Source organism: Pedobacter sp. R-06 (assembly GCF_049913135.1).
In the GTDB taxonomy this organism is placed as follows: Bacteria; Bacteroidota; Bacteroidia; order Sphingobacteriales; family Sphingobacteriaceae; genus Pedobacter.
This window is the reverse complement of the sequence record NZ_CP183977.1, coordinates 450,738-471,893: the sequence shown is the minus strand read 5'-3', so window position 1 is coordinate 471,893 and position 21,156 is coordinate 450,738. Positions and strand designations below refer to the sequence as shown.

At 41.0% G+C, this 21,156-nt stretch carries 13 protein-coding genes; 1 reads left to right on the top strand and 12 read right to left on the bottom strand.

Annotated elements, in window-relative coordinates:
* Positions 1–97: 97 nt before the first annotated feature.
* Positions 98–526: an alpha-L-fucosidase C-terminal domain-containing protein gene (locus tag ACN9MR_RS01885; RefSeq protein WP_426327989.1), complete on the bottom strand. Its 429-nt coding sequence runs from the start codon at positions 524–526 to the stop codon at positions 98–100.
* 622 nt (positions 527–1,148) lie between these two features.
* Here ACN9MR_RS01885 and ACN9MR_RS01880 point away from each other — a divergent pair.
* Positions 1,149–1,610, top strand: coding sequence for a hypothetical protein (locus tag ACN9MR_RS01880; RefSeq protein ID WP_426327988.1), 462 nt, complete (start codon positions 1,149–1,151; stop codon positions 1,608–1,610).
* 192 nt (positions 1,611–1,802) lie between these two features.
* Here the strand turns inward: ACN9MR_RS01880 and ACN9MR_RS01875 are convergent, their stop codons facing one another.
* From ACN9MR_RS01875 to ACN9MR_RS01825, 11 genes are all read right to left on the bottom strand, one after another.
* Positions 1,803–2,225 carry an RNA polymerase sigma factor gene (locus tag ACN9MR_RS01875; RefSeq protein WP_426327987.1) on the bottom strand — a complete coding sequence of 141 codons (423 nt, stop codon included), beginning with the start codon at positions 2,223–2,225 and terminating at the stop codon, positions 1,803–1,805.
* 209 nt (positions 2,226–2,434) lie between these two features.
* Positions 2,435–4,954 (bottom strand): TIM-barrel domain-containing protein, encoded by a 2,520-nt coding sequence (locus ACN9MR_RS01870; RefSeq protein WP_426327986.1) that lies wholly within the window; start codon positions 4,952–4,954, stop codon positions 2,435–2,437.
* Between the two features lie 263 nt (positions 4,955–5,217).
* Positions 5,218–7,593: a glycoside hydrolase family 95 protein gene (locus tag ACN9MR_RS01865; protein ID WP_426327985.1), complete on the bottom strand. Its 2,376-nt coding sequence runs from the start codon at positions 7,591–7,593 to the stop codon at positions 5,218–5,220.
* Positions 7,594–7,731: 138 nt separating this feature from the next.
* On the bottom strand, positions 7,732–9,342 hold the full coding sequence (locus ACN9MR_RS01860; protein WP_426327984.1) for a glycoside hydrolase family 43 protein: 1,611 nt from the start codon (positions 9,340–9,342) through the stop codon (positions 7,732–7,734).
* Between the two features lie 104 nt (positions 9,343–9,446).
* On the bottom strand, positions 9,447–11,024 hold the full coding sequence (locus ACN9MR_RS01855; protein WP_426327983.1) for a DUF5013 domain-containing protein: 1,578 nt from the start codon (positions 11,022–11,024) through the stop codon (positions 9,447–9,449).
* Positions 11,025–11,035: 11 nt separating this feature from the next.
* A complete protein-coding gene (locus ACN9MR_RS01850) occupies positions 11,036–12,910 on the bottom strand; it encodes a LamG-like jellyroll fold domain-containing protein (RefSeq protein WP_426327982.1) in 1,875 nt (624 codons plus the stop codon).
* A gap of 13 nt (positions 12,911–12,923) precedes the next feature.
* On the bottom strand, positions 12,924–14,543 hold the full coding sequence (locus ACN9MR_RS01845) for a DUF5008 domain-containing protein (RefSeq protein WP_426327981.1): 1,620 nt from the start codon (positions 14,541–14,543) through the stop codon (positions 12,924–12,926).
* Between the two features lie 38 nt (positions 14,544–14,581).
* A complete protein-coding gene (locus tag ACN9MR_RS01840) occupies positions 14,582–15,262 on the bottom strand; it encodes a hypothetical protein (RefSeq protein ID WP_426327980.1) in 681 nt (226 codons plus the stop codon).
* Between the two features lie 41 nt (positions 15,263–15,303).
* Positions 15,304–16,872: a RagB/SusD family nutrient uptake outer membrane protein gene (locus ACN9MR_RS01835; protein WP_426327979.1), complete on the bottom strand. Its 1,569-nt coding sequence runs from the start codon at positions 16,870–16,872 to the stop codon at positions 15,304–15,306.
* A 9-nt stretch (positions 16,873–16,881) separates the two neighbouring features.
* Positions 16,882–20,010, bottom strand: coding sequence for a SusC/RagA family TonB-linked outer membrane protein (locus ACN9MR_RS01830; protein WP_426327978.1), 3,129 nt, complete (start codon positions 20,008–20,010; stop codon positions 16,882–16,884).
* A 49-nt stretch (positions 20,011–20,059) separates the two neighbouring features.
* A complete protein-coding gene (locus ACN9MR_RS01825; RefSeq protein WP_426327977.1) occupies positions 20,060–21,124 on the bottom strand; it encodes a DUF5007 domain-containing protein in 1,065 nt (354 codons plus the stop codon).
* Between the last annotated feature and the right edge of the window lie 32 nt (positions 21,125–21,156).

Genomic DNA, 21,156 nt, shown 5'->3' with positions numbered 1-21,156 from the left:
TACTTGTAAAATAAATTCAGCATGACGAATTGGTCTAATCAGGGGCGTTTATAAAACAGTTTTTAATTAAATAATTATCGGGTTCAGGTCATTAAGCTTATGTAATTTTAAGCGCATTGGCGTATGAAGCCTCTGGCTGATCTGCGGGAAAATAAACTTTTAATCCCTGTGAATTTCTTTCAAAACGCAGATTTTCTTTGGTGGCAAGCAGGTGCACATTGCTTATTTTTTCGGGATAATCTGATGATCCTTCGGCCAGACTGGAAATCAGAACCGAACCTTCAGCAGGCCAGGCCATAACCGTAGCGAACAATTCTTTTTCTTTAACGGCAAACCTGATGTCTTTATCGCTAAAAGGTACGCCTTTGCCTTCATTAAACCCTTGTGCGCTTAATGCAGGTGATTTTTGTTGTGCAGGTCCTTCTCCAAAAACTTTCCATGGCCTGGTACCGTATATACTTTCTCCGTTCGCTTTCATCCATATACCAATATCCTGCTGTTTTATGGCTTTTACAGTTACAGCCACCGGCCTCTATGAAAACCCAAACCGGCGATCTTAATTTGTTCGGCAAAACCTTGAGTTATTACAGCGGTATTTACAATCACTGGGTATGGTAGTTGGGGTGATTAAAAATGGAAAAATAATCTACCATCAGGTAGAAGATTATGCCAATCTGGAGAAAAAACCACTGACGGATGATTAACTGTTTCAGATCGCTTCAGTAACTAAAACATTTACGGCAAACTTGATTATGCAGTATGAGCAGGAACATGACGCTTCGCTTGAAGATTAGGCGCCGAACTACCGGTTCATTAATACATACTTTGGATGGCTCTATGATGTGGATGCCAACACTCGCATCAGGCATTTCCTAAGCCACACACCCGAAGACGGCCCAGGCAATTCCTTTGTCTATAATGGAAGCCGCTTCAATTATATATGGTGTTTTCGAATCAGCCGGCAGTTATGCGCCTTTTACTGATGGTTATTCCCTGGAACTCCAGAAGAGGATCTTTAAACCCCTGCATATGGAAAATGCGATAGCGGAACTCCCAGATTCGCGCAAAGATACCCTGTTCAAACATATTGACACCCCATGCATTTATGACACTTTAAAACATGCATTTAAAGAAGATACGGTGAATTATTGCTGGACACAGGCTTTCTCCCGGCGACCGGCATTTTATCTACCCTTGGAGACCTGGCCAAGTACACCAGCAGGTACGAAGATCACAAATTGATCACCGCTGCCAACTATGCCAGGGTAACTACACCGCAAACATTAAACGTCGGCTCAAAAAGTCCTTATGGCATAGGTTGGTTTACCGAGGAGTTTGAAGGTAAAAGGATCCACTGGCATTACTCACATGCAGATGCCTATGCGTCCCTGCTGGTGTGGGTACAGGAAATAGGTTATACCTTTATTTTCCTATCTAATTCGAGCGCTCTGTCCGAACACTTTGGCTGGGTTCCGGATCTATCCGGCAATCGCCTTTTGCAACTTCTTTTGTTAAGCAGTTTCTCTTCCCTCAAAAAGATCAAAGGCACATCAATTGAAACAAAGACTTCATCGACATTCCGCGGCTATATGGGCAATCTGATGTCGTAGGACGCCGTTTTCTTATAGAAGAGCTGGGCTGGCACCTTTTTGCCGCTATTCAGAAAAAATATATGGTACCTATAGGGGAGATGCCCAACAATTGACTGGTTGCTCTATCAGCTTAGGCCAGAGCGGCTTGACCAGTATCATCCCGTGCTCATCCATTTTCTTACAGGTTTACAGGACAAAGGGCCCGGACCACTATTCGTGTTTCTTCAGAGGTGTTCGTTGCTCCCTGGCAATTAAATGAAAGCAATTCGAGGTAATTGTTCCGTGTGGCCTCCTTAGCCATATAATCAATAATTGAATAGCGGAATGGAGATAGGCTTTTAAAGATCCCTTGATATTTATTTTTTCCCGATTGATCCATAATGTGGTGAAGAAATCCTGGATAATCTCTTCTGCAGCCTCTTTAGACCTCAATCTTTTATTGGTAATTACATACAACTCATACCAATACCTGGTATAAATTTTCTTGAAAGCAACCACTTCGTTCTCCCTCAACATTATGATCAGTTCCTCATCAGTATGATTATGCTGGTTGATCATAGCCAGTAAAAATAAAAAAAATGAATCCAAAACCACGAACATAATGCCAAACCAGCGATATATTAAAATGCCCATATTTAGAGGCATCTTGCTTAAGGAATCCCAAAATCTATCTTATTTTTCTACTTACCAACGTTAAAATCTTGATTATTTCCAACGCAGGCCTAGCAGAAAATAAAGCGTAAATTAAAAAGCCGGATTTACATCCATCTTTAAATAAAATATGTCTGCTATGCGATGAATTAAATCGACTTACGCAATCAGGAAGAACAACGATCGTTTCGTTATAAAGATATTACCAGTTCCATCCCTTCATAAACCAGCTGCTTTCCAGTAAATTCTCCATCGCCGAGGCCTTTATTTTTCTCTACGAGCACAATGTTCATTTTTCTTGCTGTAACCATTCCATCGTAAGATCCCCGACTTTTGGAAATACGGAATTCACGACGGATATCATTCCAAGATAGGTCATAGCTGGTTGTTTTACCTTTTTGATAGTCATAAGTGGTGCCGTCATCCTCATAAACGGTAAACGTACCATTTTTGCCTGGATAGATTCTGATCTCAAGAGGCGCATCCGGTTTTTCGCCTGCATATTGCTGGTTCGGACCTAACGGAACAATTGAACCCGCTTTAACGAAAACAGGAATGTAATCTAGGGGGCTGTCCGCATCAATAGATTTCCCGCCTTTATATTTCCGCCCACTCCAAAAATTGGTCCACAATGTGCCTTCAGGAAGATATACTGTCCTGCTTTTTACTGTCTTATCGCCTGGCGATGATAAGCCCTTTCCAAAATATTGAGGATCAGTTATCGGACATATTAAAAATGCATTACCGAACATGAACTCATCTTTGATATCCTTCACCTTTTTATCTTTACGGAAATCGAAAAGCAATGCTCTGGTCATTGTATAATCCATTTTATGAACCATTGCAGCTATTGAGTAGGTGTATGGCAGAAGCCTGTATCTAAGTTTTATTTGTTTAAGTATAGCATCATAAAATGCATTTCCTGGCCCACCAAATTGCCAGGGCTCCCTGGCAAAATCGGTACCATGGCTCCTCATAACTGGCAACCAGCAGGCATATTGTAAATTCCGGATATAAAATTCCCGGTATGCATCATCTGATGTACCATCTGGAAAGTCGCCGTTCGAGAACCATGTCTTGCTTGGTCTAACAAAGAATGCTCCCGCATCTATTGTCCAATAAGGAGACCCTGTGGTCATATAGTTTAATCCACCGGAGATCCAGCTCTTAAAATCGTTCCAGGTTGCTTTGGTATCTCCATTCCATACAACTGTCCCGTACCGCTGCATTCCCGGATAGGATGCTCTTGTAAGGTTCACTACACGCTTGGTACTTGAAGTTAACCTTTGATTTTCATAGATACCCATTGCATGGTGTAAGGAAAATAGATTTACCCTGAGGTCTCCAAGCAGATCGGCCATCACCTGTACATTCTTTTGAAAACGGACAAGGGGATTGTTGGCAATATCATTAGCTTTCCCAGACCAATCATAATCAACAGGTTCTGATGAATCGGCCCACCAACAATCAACCCCTTTTGAAAATAGATTCTTGTTCACATAGCGATCCCAATACATCTTTCTCGCCGCCGGATTAAAGGCATCGTATATTTTACGTCCCAGAACATAGCCCTTTGCCGACATCTCCTTTTCTTCCTCTGCAGCTACCTGTGGCCAGATGGATAGCATAAAATGTGCTTTTTTTTGGTGGATGTTACTGATCATTTTTTCAGGCTCGGGGAACTTGGTCTCATCAAACCTCTTATAGCCCCATAAATTTCCCCTCCAGTATTGCCAGTCTTGCACAATCACATCCAGCGGAATGGCATCATTTCTGAACCTGTTTAAAACACTATCCAGCTCGTTGACATTTTTGTAGCGTTCTTTCGACTGTATATAACCGAACATGAACTTTGGAGGTATTTCTACCTTGCCGGTTAAAGTACGGAATTGGTGAATGATCTGGTCGAATTCAGGTCCGTACATAAAATAGTAATCGATCTGATTTACAGCCAGCATTTCCATGCCATGTTTTTCGGGCTCATCCCGGAATATCGTGGCCGACCCCACATCGAACAATAGCCCGTACCCCATATCGGACATTAAAACTGGCATGCTCTTTTTTAGGTTATGTTCATAGAGATATTGCCTAGTGCCTCTCAAGTTCATCAGGTTTTCCTGATGGGAACCCAAACCGTATAAGGCCTCTCCCCGCTGCCAGGTAAAGTTCTGTTCGGCATGCCATGCCGATCCTACCCTTTCTTTGTTGGTGATGTTAGCCTGAACCCGATCTCCATTAGCTGTTTTCTCGACCTTACTCACTTCGTCGTTATAATTGGATTTCAGCAGTTCGACCTTCTCAAAATTGCGGGGTTTTTGCTGGTCCTCTTTTAAAAGCGTATTTCCTTTACTGTCATAATATGCTACACTTCCCGTGGCTAAAATTACCCTAACCTCAAGCTGTTTGGACTTAAGGCTTACAAAATTGCCACCGCCTGTGAAATCAAGTTTAACATTTTTTTCGGACAGCGGTAAACATACATCGGTCTCATTGCTTTTCAAGTCACCATCTGGAACACTTCTTACCCTAACAATTGCCGGATCTACAAATTCTACCCTAAGTGTCTTATTTCCCGAACGGAGCAACAATCCATTAGAGATCCTGGTAGCCTTGAAGCCAGATTGGGCAAAGGTAACCTTAGCTGAAAGGGAAAATATCAGTATGTATATTATTATAGACGCGGAAAATTTTGATGATGCATTTATGTTCATATATAAATCTGTTGGTTTATGTTTTATTCGAAAAATATAATTGATTAAAAACATTGGTTTATTTTATTACCCTATACCGGTATATGTTGCGTGACATTTTGCCGTCAGGTATAATTCCTTCTATCTTTACCCTAAAGTTTCCGGTGGTATCTGAGTTGTAGTATTTAAGGGTACATTGCCAACAAATTACATTTAGACCTACAAATACAAAATTTAACTTATTAATTACCTTGCAGTTAACACTATTTCCAGATTTTTCATGCTTAGCCTCTTATTTTATAAACCTTTCCTTTACTGGTTAAAAACGTTGTCAGGTATCCATTTGTTGATTTAGTGACTTTTGTTTTAATGCCATCTATACGAACCGGGGAAATGGTTCTGATTACGCAATTGCCTCCACTTCCAGATCTGATCAATGCCGACCTTAATTTACCTGCATCCCATTCCATATCAACTGTAAAAGCACCTCTGGCTTTTAGTCCGGATACGCTTCCACTTGCCCACGATGTTGGAAGTGCCGGTAAAAGATGTAACTCATCGAGTTGACTTTGCAGGAGCATTTCTGTAATACCGGATGTTGCACCAAAATTTCCATCTATTTGAAATGGAGGATGTGCATCAAAAAGGTTCGGATATAAACCACCTCCTTTTGAGACACTTAAATCGCGCATTAAATCACGAACCAGTTTATAAGCATGATCACCGTCGAGTAAACGGGCCCAGAAGTTGATTTTCCAGGCAAGGCTCCAGCCAGTTCCTTCATCTCCACGTAATTCCAGTGTCTTTTTACTGGCGGCAGCGATATCTGCATTGATTAGTGGCGATATTTCACGTCCCGGATGTAAGCCATAAAGGTGGCTTACATGGCGGTGATGCGGCTCTACATCTTTCCAGTCTTGATACCACTCCTGTAAATTACCTGCCTTACCAATATGAAGCGGGTATAGTTTCGCTACCTTCGCTTTAAGTAATTTTCTGAATTCAGGGTCAGTTTTTAGTGCTTCAGAAGCTTCTATACAATTGCGGAAATGGTCGCGAACAATCGACATGTCCATGGTTGTAGCGATAGAAGTATTTGCCTTTTTTCCTTTATCGTCATAATATTCATTTTCGGGTGAGAATGAAGGCGCCGTAACCAGGTGTCCATTTTTATCTTCTACCAAATAATCTAATAAAAATTCTGCTGCTCCCTTCATTACCGGATAAGCCTTTTTCAAAAAGTTTTTATCCTGGGTAAAGCGATAATGCTCATATAAATGCCGGCTTAGCCACGGAGCTGCCATGTACCAGTTTGCCCATTTAGGGTCACCCTTTCCTAAATTCCCTACTGGGTTACTTAAAGCCCAGATATCGCTGTTATGATGGGCAACCCAGCCTTTCATGTGATAAAAATCTTTCGCTGTGCTTTTACCTGTTACAGCTAAATTGCTGATGAACTCGAACAATGGGTATTCCATTTCTTCCAAGTTACTGATGGCAGCAGGCCAATAGTTCATTTGCGTGTTAATATTGATGGTGTAATTGGAACTCCATGGTGGTCTCATCGAGGCGTTCCAAATCCCCTGGAGATTCGCTGGTGGCCCACTAGGTCGCGAAGAACTAATCAGCAGGTATCTTCCATATTGATACAAAAGTGTTTCAAATGCCGGGTCGGTTATACCTTTACTAAATTCAATAAGGCGTTCATTGGTTGGAAGCTTTGCATTTGAATTATCATTTACGGTGCCTAACTTAAATTTAACACGGTTAAAATAACGCGAATAATCGGCTACATGCTCAGTATACAGCTCCTTCCATGGGCGCTTAATCACTGCCGTAAGATTATTATTGCAAATTTTTATCTCATCTTTCCCTTCACTTACAGGGCACTTATCAAAACCGTTAAAACTGGTGGCAGCACAAATAAACAGCAACACTTCGTCGGCATTTGCCACATTTACACCAGAGGTATCTGACTTAATGCTTCCGCCTTTCAAAATAGCTCTAAGCTGCATGGCTACCCGCATACCGCGGCAATCAGCATCTTCATAGTTTATTGACTTGGGGTTATAGTTCACGTAATTAGGATCAACCTGCGATGGAGCTTTTCCTTTAAAAATAATCCCATTGTTCCCATCTGCAGTTATCACCCCCTTAAGCTGACTACTTACACTGGCAAAAAAACTGATCATGCCAGGCTTATCTGCACTTAAGCGGATAACAATGGCTTTGCCCGGAGCTGTGGCGATAACCTCGCGCTTGTAGGCTACTCCGTTTGCCTTGAAATTAACAGAAGCCAAACTTTCATCAATAGACAGGTCTCTTACATAACCTTCAAACTGACCGGGGCCAATATCTTGCTTCAACTTAAGGTCTGCCATTGGCAGGTAAGATTGAGAATAAACACCCTGCATTTTCCTTATCTCGGTATTTGCCTCCTGGTAATTCTCATTTTTCAAAAGCAAATCCCGTGTACGCGCCAGGTATTCGGGCGCTTTGGGGTTTACATTTGCCTTTACCGGACCGCCACTCCATAAAGTTGCCTCGTTAAGCTGGAGCAATTCATTAGACGGATCGCCGTAAATCATGGCGCCCAACATTCCATTTCCAACGGGCAAAGCTTCAGTCCATTTTTTTGCAGGTGCATTGTACCACAGCAAGTCATTTTTCTGTCCAAAGCAGTTAATGCATAAATTGGAAAAAATTGTCAGGAAAAATAAAAAACGAATCATAGATAATATTTGTGTGTTTAATTTTAAAAGTGGGTGAATGACCAATAGCCCATAAATACCTACTCTTTATTTGGAATATTTGTAGTTAAAGTAATCTATATCCACAAAGCCTTTCTCTGCAAGTTTATTGTAATTAAAAATGCCAATCCTGTCGCCCCGGTAACTCCCCCAGGTTAACTGACTAACATTACCAATAGGAAAAAACTCTTTACCATCTAAACTATAAAAGTAACGATTTTGGCCTTGGTAATCCCAGATGGACCGCAGCCAAACTATATTTTCTTTTATTTTTATTCCAGGCGATTCCTGTCCATCTGCATTGTACACCATCAGCCGCTCATCGCCTTGCTGTTTAATACCCAACATGCTCAAAGATGTTGTAGAAAAGTGAGTCAAGCCCGCAAACTGTCCGTCGGCCATGCCACTAATATCCAGTTTCACAGTAGCCTCATTAGCCCTGGTCCGCATACTGCGCTGCGTAATGGTATTACCGGCCCTTAATAATATTTTTTTCGGATCATCAGGTTTTATAGGTTGAAAAGCTTTAAGGCGAAGAAAGCCTTTTCTTTCAGAAAGCGACCACTTGTCAGTTCTGGGTTGGTAATTCCACTCCCATTGCGGGCGGAGTACCACTGATGAAAAATCGTCGTCCGTTTGGATTTTTATATTTGGATTAAGGGGAATCGGGGCTTTTCCAGACCATACCATGTTCCCAATATTATCATCGCCAATCTTACCGATTATAGGCCAGCCATCTACCCACGTTACCGGTAGCAAACTTGCTGCCCTTCCTTCCCAATCGCCAGAGCCGTGATGCGTAAAAAACCACCATTGCCCATTTTTTAACTGCATTAATCCACCCTGGTTAGGTTCCTTATCGGTATTCTTGTTTACGTGGTTTAACTGTTTGATTTCCCACGGGCCGGTAATATTCCGCGATCTTTCCATCATCATTACACGGCCTTCTGCTTTTACTTCGCTAAAAAAATGATAGTATAAGCCATTGATCTTATATAATTTATTTGCCTCACTACCAGATGATTGATGAATAATCATATCCGTATCCATACGCAGGCTCTTGCCATCCTGAGCCATCTTAAAGAGGTGAATATTGTATTTTTTATTGGTCTTAGGATCCAGTTTAAAGTTTGTGGCTATAAAATAAAGCTGTCCGTCATCATCGCAGAAAGAAGAACAATCGTCCCATCCCGATACATTCCAGACCTGGTGAAGCGGTTCCCAAGGGCCTTTTGCATCGGTTGCCGAGCTCATAAAAAATCCGTCGTCTGGACTCCCGAAATAGACCCAAAACTTATTTTTATAATATCGGATAGAACCCGCCCAGATGCCTCTGCCATAACTGTTCATTTTAGTCCAGTTCAAATTAGGACTGATCCGGGTAAGATCGGCAACTACATGCCCCGCAATTTCCCAGTTCACTAAATCTTTAGAATGTAATACGACCATTCCGGGCGAAAACTGCATGGTTGACGATATGGCATAAAAATCATCACCAACGCGGATAGCATCTAAATCACTGTAATCTGAAGGTATAACTGGGTTGTAAAAAGTACCATCTTTTTGCGCACCCCAATTTTCCGTTTTCTGACCGAAAACGGTGGCACTGAGTATAACAAGCAAAAAAATCTGACATAAAAAATTAAATGTAAATTTCATAAATATTAACAGGTGATAAAGAATGCTTTAAACTCATCTGATTTCAAAGGTTTTAACTAAACTACAATTCTGACCCCCAATTCAAGGATATTTTCTAATAAACACTAAGGATTTAACGTACGTGTTAGCGTTACCCCCGATATGTTAACCGTCTGGTTACCCGAAAGCGTGGCAACAAAGCCCATTGATACGGTAGTAGCGGTATTGAGAGTAAAGGTAAACGATTTGTTTCCTGATCCATTTATGGCTGCCCTTCCTACAAAGTTTGCAGGAGTTGTTGGAGCTGCAATATCGGGAATGTTTGTACCTATTGCAGCAACACTATAAGCGCCCTTGGTATTATCGGTTGTTATACCACCCCTAACGTTTGTATCAAATTTATAGGTTCCTGCAGGTAACAAAACAGTTTGATAGATCTTGCCATTTGTAATATTGGGCGTAGTGGGAGAACCTCCCGGCTTTCCGGCATCAGCAGCGGCAAAACCAGATTCGAATGCAATCTGGGTACTGTTGTTGTTATCAAACGAACCATACAAACCGTTCAACTCGTTTGTTGGGCTATAAGATTGATGGGTATTTCCCTGCGAATTAAATAGCCAGCCCGCAAGCACTCCCCATCTCCCCTGGTTTGGGTCTATTGTGCTGGTTTTAAAGGGTTGTGAGGTATTTTTCATCACTTTGGTGATATCCGAAAATATACGCAGAGGGTCTATTAAATAAACCAGTGTGCTTTTTGCAGCGTTAACCTGGTATTTTTCAGGATTGGATAAGGTAAATGCAACTGCTACTTTAGACGGGTACTTTGCAAATATACTATCGATGTTGACCCTCATTTCAACCACAACTGAACTCTTATAATCATCTAAAACGACATCAGTAAGATCCAATGCGGCCTTGGTAAGAATAGCGGTGCCTGCAGGGAGCAGTCCTTTCGCCATCAATGTTTTTAAGGTGTCGGCATTATAGGCAATTGATGTTCTAAAACCCCTGGAGGCTTTTCCACCTAAATCTACCTGGGCCTTTATCGAGAAACCAGTATTATCGAAGCTTACATTATTAGCGGCCAGATTAGGAGAAGTGAGTTGCGTTACTACCTGGTTTGGGTTTCTTGCCGCAGCAGTAAACGATAAAAAATGTAACTCATCTATTTTAGCTATATCTGCAGTATTTAATGTAAAAACCACAGATTTTTTACTTTCATCCAATTTTTGCGGTTTTGACGGACTAGTAAGCGTTAAGGCAAAAACTAGATTTTTACCGTAATTCCGCTCAATAGCACTTGCGGTAACAGCCACATTAAAAGTTACATTTCTTGTACCAAACCTCACTTCAACAGATTGAGGCATTGAAAAATCTGGAAAATTGATCACTGCAGCATTGGCCACCGTTTGCGAAGTTGCCAGCTGTGGCTCTGGTTGAAGATTAACGGTGAAGGTAGAATTTGCAGGGTTTTCCAATGCTACCCGGACCGGAAAAATAATCCGGTCCTCTCCTTTTGTAACATCGCCAACATTCACTGCATTAACGAGCGATGGATAATCAAATTTAAGCACTCCTGGAGAGGAATTCACATCATCTACAAAGCCTTCCCTTTTACAAGAGTACAGAAAAGAGACTGTAAGTAAGAAAAAGGAACAAGCGAGGATGGCCATTTTAGTATAATTTTTGTATAGGATATTCATGTGGTTCAGGCTTAATTGTTTAAAAATACTCGACCATCCAAATTCCAATTTTCCTTGATGGGAATACTTAGCCAAGATAAGATCTGTGCTGTTATGTCTTTTGAGCCAGGTACTGTGGCAGATATATTGGGAAGAGAAATTGGGCAAACAAGATAAGTGCTTTTTTCCCACACAGTACTACCAGCAAGTTCAGTACCCTTTACAAGAGGTGTGCCTCCCTTAAGTACTTTAAAATCATAATTACCATTTTCCGTTAATATTTCATTCTTAAACCTCCCGCCAGCGCCATCTCTGCAAGGCCAGTAGCTGGCGAGGTAGCTGTATTCAGGGTGAGAACTACTCACATAGGTGTCGCAAGAAAATTGCTTGATGGTCTCATCAGACAATGCTTTTCTCCAGATTCTTATATCAGACACATTTCCATCAAACGGATCCTTGGTATCATCAGGAATATAACCTATCGTATAGGGTGCGTTATAAGCATCTATTGATGACCAGAGCGCCTCAGGGATTTCTGCTTTAGTGTTGAAAATGCCATCGGTATACAGAGAGACAAAACGCTTTGTACCCTCTGTTCTGATTACAATAGCAAGCGCATGCCAGTTTCCATCCTGAATTTTAACTTTAGATGCATCGGCATTTACCCCAATTTCATTGCCTGCGTTAGCCCCTGTCCCTTTGGATAATACAAAACGCCAGGTAAGTTGCTCTAAAGACAATGCCCAGCCCGCACCACCAGAAGCGTTAAACTTGGCAATCTTCCTACCAAAAAAACAAGGCCATTGATAAATATAAGTATTCTTATTAGTCGATGGAGCATAAGTCCCTATTGTATTCAAATTCTTTCGCATCTTTAATTCAATAGTAAAATCACCATTGCTACCGAAATTCAGTGGATTTACAGGGGACGATTTTAAAACGTCATCAAACCTGAGTTCGGCCCTGATTGCACCGCTTTGTTGAGCTGCTTCAGATGCTACTCCTGTAGATGAATAAAAGCGGACGAAGTTTCCGTCATACACATTGCCGGTAAATGGTTTGTCTATTAGTTTTGATTGATACCTATCGTTATAAAAAAGCGTAAATGTATTGGCTTTTGGATTTGAAAATACAGTATTATCATTCACCACACTTGCCGCTGCCCCGCCGCGATTGGAGGTAATAATAACCATCCAATTTTCTTTGCTATAATTTTTTCTATTTTTTAATGCCTCCATGGCCTGGCCAACATATGTATCAAACTGAAGGATAGCATTTTTGTACTGTTGATTTGAACTCTCGTACGCATTGGTGCTGCCGGCCGTATTTACATTTTTGTACATACCCACTACCACGCCGGCATTATCATCAGCTAATTCCTTCAAAACAGCATTTTGAATTTCTGTATCACTATTATAAGTTGCCCTCGAATTAACAGAGGCATCGCTTGTAAAGTTGTCTGTAAATACATTGCTGTAAGAAAAAGTTGCTATCCTGAGATCTGCATTCGCCTCCTTAATACGCTGAAATACTGCAGGATACAAATTCAGCTTATTATTACCGAGTGTTGCACTTGTTACCTCGTGTTTAGCTTTTGATACCCCGGTAAAAAGGTCTGCCCAAGTGGTGGCCTCATCATAACCTTCATCACTAACGGAGTAATACGAATAGGTAGACTTTTTTAAGAGGCTGGTTATATTTGGTGGCCCTACTTCTCTTAAAGCTACCCCACGCAACCCATCGGCAACCAAGACCAAAACTTTCCTTGCCTTAGGATTATTGAAAGTGGTATCGTTTATAACTAAAGGGGCTACCTTGTCAAATTCACTTTGGCAAGAACTCCCCAAAATGGCCACCGCCCAAAAGCAGAATAGCCTTACCATTACCGTTGTAAAATTCTTTTTCATAATTTACTTTTAATTAATCCTCAAGCACTAAACCTTTGATATTCTGAACAGCTTGCGAGTCGAATTTTCTAAATGAGCCGAGCAAAACGATGCTTCGTTTATTATCTTTATTCCGCTCCTCTAACACCCTGTTAATTGTTCCTGTTAACTCGCCCAAGGTATTGTAACCTGGAGCTAAGCCCCCCTGTGGCGATAAAATCATAAATCCTGCACGCCGTACGTTGTTATATTTTTTAAAATTGCCCGACACAATGATGAGGCCGTTCGATAACTGCTGTGCAAACGACGGATAACCACTATCAAAATTTCCAGAAACAAAGGCATCATCAATTGAACCATCGGCTTTGAGCACCAAAATATTCTGAATGGACCGGTTATTAAATGAACTAAAAACACCGGTAAGTACAAATCTTTGCGTAGTGCTGTTCCAGTTGATGCTGGTAATATAACCTGTAGCACCTTTACCTACCTGAAAAGAGTCGTCAACAGTTCCGTCCGGATTAAGTCTAACAATTCCTCCTGCTGCCTTATTATCAAATTTTGAAAAAGCGCCTACCAATACCAATTTACCATCGGCCTGCATCACGGCATCTAAAATGTTACCGTTACCGCCTTCAAGAGTAGTTCCTCCCGTAAAATGGTATGTGTTGTCAAGACTTCCATCCAGCTTAAAGCGTACTACCTGCCTGATCGGGATAGAATCGCGAACAAGGCTATCTCTATAGCCAGTTAATGTTGTAGTACCAGAGGTGTAGGTAAATGTTCTCCCAACATCATATCGATGAGAAATATAATATTTGAATCCGCCTACGGCAATTATCCCATTGTTGAAGTGAAAAAGCCGCTTAATTGGAGCGTCTGTTCCTCCATTAAAAGCAGGAACAAAAGGTTTTGGATAAGCTGCACCTCCATTTTTTGATGAATAACTATCAACTTGTTTCATATCAATTGCGCCAAAAGAATTAAGTCTTGTGATATTTTTAACGGGCCCTTTAAGATCGAATGCAGACATATTTCCGGCAACAAAAATATTGGCATCGTTCGTGCTTGAAGTAACAGCACTGAGGTAGCCACTAACCACGCCGGTACCCAGTTGCAAAGTCCGTTGAATTTCACCTTCGTAAGTAGTCTCCGCTATTTTTTTAATAGCCAAAACAATTCCTTTATCATTAAAATCTGTAAACTCTCCTACCATCAAATATTTTCCGTTTTTCAATTTATAGGCATCGTAAATGGTGTTGTTTGCACCTATTTTTGCCTTGAAATAAGGATCATCCGATATTTTGCCAAAAACCTTAAACTGCGGACCGAAAAAGATCTGATCGCCAATTTGTATGGAAGTTGAGCCTGAACTGCCCGCAGCAGGAACTTTAACTTTTACCACATCGCCTGCAATCGAAACGATTTCCGCTTCTTCTCCACTAAACTGGAAACGAAGTTGAGCTTTATATTGTTCGGCTCCAATTACACTTACGGTTATCACATCATTGGTACTGCCTTGCGCAGGTTCTATAGCACTGGCTGTGTTAAATTTTAATCCCAAAGGCATTTTTCCGCCTGTATAGGGGTTTTCAAATTCTTTAACTTCATCCTTACAGCCAGCTAGCAATAGCAATAAAAGGCTGCAGGCCATAAACCAAATTTTTATTTTAAAAACTGACATACTTCGAATTACTTAGTTAATAATACGTCCTGGATTAAATTTTGAGGGTCAGCTCCAAACGGAAAATCTGTGCTCAATACATGCACTACAGCATGCTTTGGCTGTACATCAGAAGAAGTGATGGGGATACTGACCCAATTATCTAAAGGTTGGGTTATATTAGGTATGTAAGACAGCAATAATTGCCTGTAACCTGTGTATTTCACCCCACCGGCATCAGCATATCTTACGCCAATATTAAATACATCTCCGCTGTAAGCTACATAATTTTGGCCCGGAAATATGGCTTTTGCGCCAACATCTATTTGTGGATAATCGTTAAGCCTGTTTGCGCCTTTAAAAATATAGTTTGAAAGATACCTGCGCCAAATCAATCCATCTATATCGGTAAGGGTTTTCACCGTATCTTTTCCGTAAGTAAATAAGGTTGAATTGACTTGTTTGATCAACAAAGCAACGGCATAATCCTGGGGGGCGAAAAATGTAAGGGTATCTTCATTAAACTGGCGTTCCATGCCGGCTATTTTAATGATGTTGACAATCGTATCAAAGCTCCTTGGATTTGACTTTAGGTATTCCAAAGCAGTTCCGGCGAAAACAGGATTAGATTTGCCCCCGTCAAAATAGTATTGATCTTTTTTGCAGGCAAAAAATAGCAAGCAAGAAAATAATACTAACAGCCACGGCATTGATATTTTTTTAAAATAGTTCATTGTGATGATATAAATTGTTAGAACCAGTAATCATTTAATGTCATAAAAGGGTTTCTATCGCGGGCAGCAGGATCAATCGGCCATGTCCATGCTCCTCGGTTAAACTGATCAGGAGATAATGGGTTTGAACTCCATTTCGGATCAAGAATCCGTTTTGTACGTACCAGGTCGAAAAAACGGTAACCTTCCCCAAGCAGTTCGCGCCCCCTTTCCTTAAATATCTCATCTTGCAAATCCTGGCCTACTAAACCAGATAAAGCTGGTGCATTAGCCCTCATCCTCACCATATTGACCACAGTTGTCGCCTCTCCATCTCTTCCTAAGTTGGCAAGGGCCTCGGCCTGGAGTAATACGGCATCTGCATACCTAAAAAGCACAAGCCCCCAGTCAGGGAAGCCCAGTACAGATACCGGACCTTCAAATTTAGATAAGGCAAACCGCCCGTTCTCTTGGTCCCTGTTTTGAATCATGTCTGCACGGTAATCACTTCCTGTACCGAATAAAAAATCGATATACGCTTTTTTATAATGCAGGTGCGTTGTGGTTCCGTTTTCTTCATGTTTGGTTAAAACAACGGGCTCGCCAGGAAATGCCGATTTATAAAAAAGATTGGAGCCCGATGCAAAAGCAGAACTTTCCTTTAATTCAATTAAACTTTCACTGGTTCCACCCAGGAATATCCGGCTGGTTTCTTCAATGGGAATAAGCGAATGCTGGTTACTCTGGATAAGTTCGTTTCCTAAAGCTGCTGTTTTCTCATAATAACTGTTTTTGTTTGCTTCATCAAATCCGGCATTCCACATATACATGTTCATAAGTAGAGAGATTGCTCCAGCTCGGTTTGCCCGTACACCGTTTAGCGCCGGATCATCATATTTCCATGGAAGATTATTTTTTAGCGGTTCAAGTTCGGCGATACATTTGTTCAACACACTGGTAAATTTCTCTCTGCCTAGTGGTGTGGAATGATTTGCATCGGTATAATAGGCAACATCTCCATAAATTCTAACCATAATGAAGTAGGTTAGGCACCTGATAAATACAGCTTCGGCCATATACTTCTGTTTATCGGTATCGCTTAAACCCGGAATGCCTTTGTTTACCTCCTCATACATGATGTTAACTTCCTGAATAACACGGTAAAAATCTGTCCAATTAGTATTGACCACAAAATTAAAAGCCAATACTGTGTTAAATGTTCTGGACGACCCACCGTTAGTTAACCATGGTGAATTAGCTGCTATTCCGTAAACGACAGCCTTCATGTCGTTTTTTGCCAGGTAATCATAAACCACCCTTCGGTTCTGGTCATTAGATTGAAAGCTCGTTACTCCCGCAACTGCTGTATTCGATCTAATCTCTCCAAGCCTAAATTCGCCTGCAGCAGGCCAAAAGCAAGAATTAGAGAGTTTATCCCAAAGCCTTGCATAAATATCAATGGTAAATGCCTCTACATCAGCCCCGGTTTTCCAGTAGCGGTTTCCGGAGAACCTTTCTATCGATTCAACCTCAAGAAACTTCTTGCAACCTGTACCGCTTAGCACAAGTGCAAGAATTAAATAAAATCGTATATTTTTAATGTTCATATTCGTGATTTATAGTTCCAAATTCAAGCCTACTGTATACCTTCTTGCCAAAGGATATCCACCAGAATTATCAAAACCGAGTGCAGTTACATTTTCGGGGTTAGGTCCGCTGTACCTGGAAAAGGTTGCAAGGTTATCTCCGGTTAAATAGATCCTCAAATTGTTAAGCCTAAGTTTATTTGCCAATTCCTTTGGAAGCGTATAGCCTACTGTAACAGCATTTATTTTAAAGTAAGAACCATCTTCCTGGAACAAGCTCTGATTGGTTCTGAATGGAGCAACCAGAACTGCCCTTGTATAGTTGTACGGATTCGGATATTTTGCAATGTCGCCCGGCTTAGTCCAAAAATCCAATCCGGTTAATGGTAAAACGGCTTGCGTACCAAACGGGTTTCCAGTCATGACCAATCTTTCGGCAATGGCTGTATTCATAATATCGCGGTCGATAGTGAATGAACCGTTTAATGAAAGAGAGAAATTTTTATAACTTACTGTTGTTGCAAATCCGCCTGTATATATAGGCTGCGAATTTCCGATTACTGAGCGGTCATCCTGATCATTAATAATATAATCGCCATTACGGTCACCGAAAATTGGGTCTCCTGCCTGGAAATAACCACCGCCTGAACCTCCCTGGCGCAATGGAAGCCCCGTTACAGGGTTTACAGGAACATCTGATTGATTCGCATAAACACCTTTATTTTCATAGATATAATTTGAAAGTGCGTTACGCCCTACACGCAGCACTGTACCACCAATTACAATTTGTTGAACCCCGCCAGGTAACCTGGTTAACATGTCCCTGTTCATTGCCCCATTAATCGTAAAAGACCAGTTCACCTTACTATTTAACGGAAGCGGACGAAGGGTAAGGGAAATTTCGTTACCCCAGTTGCGGATTGATACCTCATTGCTTAAAACATTGTCAAATCCTACCATATTTGGAAGGGCTAAATTTCTGGCCTGGCGATCAATGGCGCGATAGTATGACTCAAAAGCTAGCTGAACCTTATTATTAAACAAGCCTAAATCATAACCCAGGTTATATGTTGTTCCTTCAGCCGAGCCCAGGTTTTTATTTGGAATCAAAGCCTGATCGATGGTTATTCTTGATTGACCATTGTAGGTTCCATTTGGATTATAAGTTCCATAAACCGTAAATATGTTTCCCGTTGGTGTTATATTTTTACCCCAGGTTAATCGTAATGCACTATATGTTAACCATTTCCAACCACTAAAAAAAGTTTCTCTTTCCATATTCCACCTCAGACCGATAGAAGGGCTCCTGGTATATGGATCGTCAACTCCACTGAAAGATGTGGCATCCATCCGGTAACTGGCATCAAGAACATATTTTCTTTTATAGTTGTAAGAGAAACTTCCTGCAAAAGAGACTGCCCTTAAATTACTGTAGGCCCGTAGCCCCGCCCCTCTGGTAGAAGAAGCTCCACTGACAAAGCCAAAAGGCCCCAGATAATAATCTGAAGAAAGCCCAACCTGCTTAAGGTCGTTTGCCTGATATTTTTTAAAATAAACCTCGTTAAAGGCAAATATGGTAAAATCATGCCCGCCTTTTAATATTTTGGAAAACGATACTAAATTTCTGTTATAAAGTGTTTTGCGGGTATCATTGAAATATTGTATTGCAGCCTGTTGCGTGTTGGCAATAGCAGGGGTAAAAGTATAATCAACCGAATTTACAATATCATAACTGCCGGTTGTACGTAATGTTAATCCCGGTATAGGGTAATAGGTAAATTCAAGATTGGTCTTTAGGTTCTTAGTTGGGTTGCTGTTATCTACATTAAGATTGGCAAGATCATCGTTAGAGGCTAAAAATAATGAAGGCCCTGGTAAGAGAGACGAAGCAGCCGCGCTTCGGGCAATCCCTGTATTTAGCAGACCAACACCATTCCCCTTTTTCCGATCCATAATACTACCATTAACCAAAGCGAAAAGTGAAATTTTTGAACTTGGTTTATATTCAAAGTTATTGCTCAGCGTAAAGCGGGTTACTCCGGTATTTACCTGGATGCCTGTTTCCTTGTAATAGCCAAAATTGGTCTTGTAATTAAAGCTTTTATCACCACCTTCTACACCGATATTGTGCGTTTGATTATAGGTAGTGCCATAATAGATATCCTGCCAGTCTGTAGAGTTATTATAATAAGGATTTAAACTATCAACCAAAGCTGCACTCGAATTTAACAACGAATTGATATCCCTGAAACCTCCATACTGGAAAATCTGCTGCAATTTTAAATCGCGTTCCGCTTTACCTCCAATTGTAGCACGAAGCCTTGGAGGAGTACTGATAAAAAAATTGGTGGTGTAACGCAATCTGGGTATAGCTGACATTCCCCGGCGCGTGGTGATCAGAATAACGCCATAAGCCCCGCGAGACCCATATAATGAGGTGGCCTGTGCATCTTTGAGTACTTCTATGTTGGCGATATCTTCCTGTGGGATCAGCGACAGTGGACTTGCACCTCCAAAAGAATTAAAACTATCGGCAGTAGCCGGATCGACATCGGTTGGAACCCCATCAATTACATACAATGGTGAAGTTGGGCTAAGAAAAGCGTCCGCATCATTACCTGTAGAGGATGCGTTTACCTCCACGTTCGAAAGTCCTCTCAGTAATACACTGCCCCGAAAACCAGGTGCCCCGGTATTCACCTGTATATTTAACCCTGCCACCTTACCTTGTAGCAACTGTTCGGCATTTGCAACAGGAACCTGCTGTAAATCATCGCCAGAAATCTTTACCGAAGAACCAGAACTTAAATCGCGGGTTTTGGTAACGAATCCACGTATAACCAGGTCATTCAAAGTGCTTACATCCGGATTTAGTACAACGTTAAGGGTTTTGGTAGCAGTAACTTCTCTCGGCTCAAAGCCTATTATCGTAAATTTTAATCTTGCATTTACCGGTACGCTTACCGTAAAGCTACCATCCGCTTTTGTTGAGCTAATTGCTCTATCCGGAGGTCCTTTCAATGTGATACTTACACCTGGCAGGCCAACATTGGTCCCTTTTTCTTTAACGGTACCACTCACAATCATGGTACCTTGAGCACAAAGGTCCTTTACCGAGAATAAAAAGATGAACGTGAGTATGGAAAAAAATATTTTCATTTGAGTAAAATCTAAACCAGATATTAATTGATTTTTAAGTTGCATGTCTTTATTCATCTTCAAACTTTGGATTCTCGTTATGAAAGAAAAACACAATTTCCCAATCGCCAGCTTGATAGATATTAAAAGGCAAGGTCATGGTTGCAACCACCCTAAGGCCACTAAAACCAATTCTGTTGTAACTAAGGGTCAGTAATGACTGAAGCCCATCAGTGGTGGTATAAGGCGTGGGTAAGTTTGTTAATGGAATGGGATAGGCTACATCATACTTCACCGAAGTTGGGCTAATTACAGGGTTGAATCCATGAATCAGCTTCTGCCAGTCTGTACCATTGAATTTTAAAGGATTAATGGCGATCGAATCCTTATCGAAAAATTTGATAGTAAGCGTATTTCCATCACCTTTACGCTTAAAATACACCCAAACATCCTGTTTCAAGGTGGTGGTTCCTGCACCTGTTTCCCTAACTAAGGGGTTACCCGTAGTTACGCCAACCATGTTTACCAAAGTAGCAGGAACCAGCCGTTTAACAGCACCAGAAACTTCTTTTCGTGGAGCCGCAGTAATTTCATTAAGATGATAAGATGGTTCGTAAGGTCTTGTAGCTAAAGGAGCCAGGAACAATGGCCCCAGCACCCTTTCACCGCCACCATTGCTGACCTTCACGTTGAACCGATAAGCGGTATCTGTTTGCGGTTTTCTAAAATCTGCATCAGTAGCAGATGACCACATGATAAACTCTCCTGCTGAATTAACTTCAAAAAGGGGACGTTCTTCTACACTTCGTTTAGCGTTTATTTCTTCAACGCTTGTTTCCTTACCTGTGTAAGCTTGTTTCCAAACATAAACATTACGCTTCAGGTTTAATTTATTTGAAGGTGATCGATCAAGATTCGTAAAATCGATAATTTCAAACTTTATTGGGAAACTTGAATTATCCGATTTGAAATAGCTAAACAAGGTATTTCGGCCCAGAATTGGTCTTAATATGGGTGCAGAGGTATAATTCGCATCCTGACTAAGATAGGGCTTGTCTTCAGGTAAATTGAATATTTTTTTACATGAAGAAAGAAAAAAAACTACTATTGCTACAAATAATATAATTTTTTTCATTATCAATGAGGTTTTAATATTGGTTTGGTTCA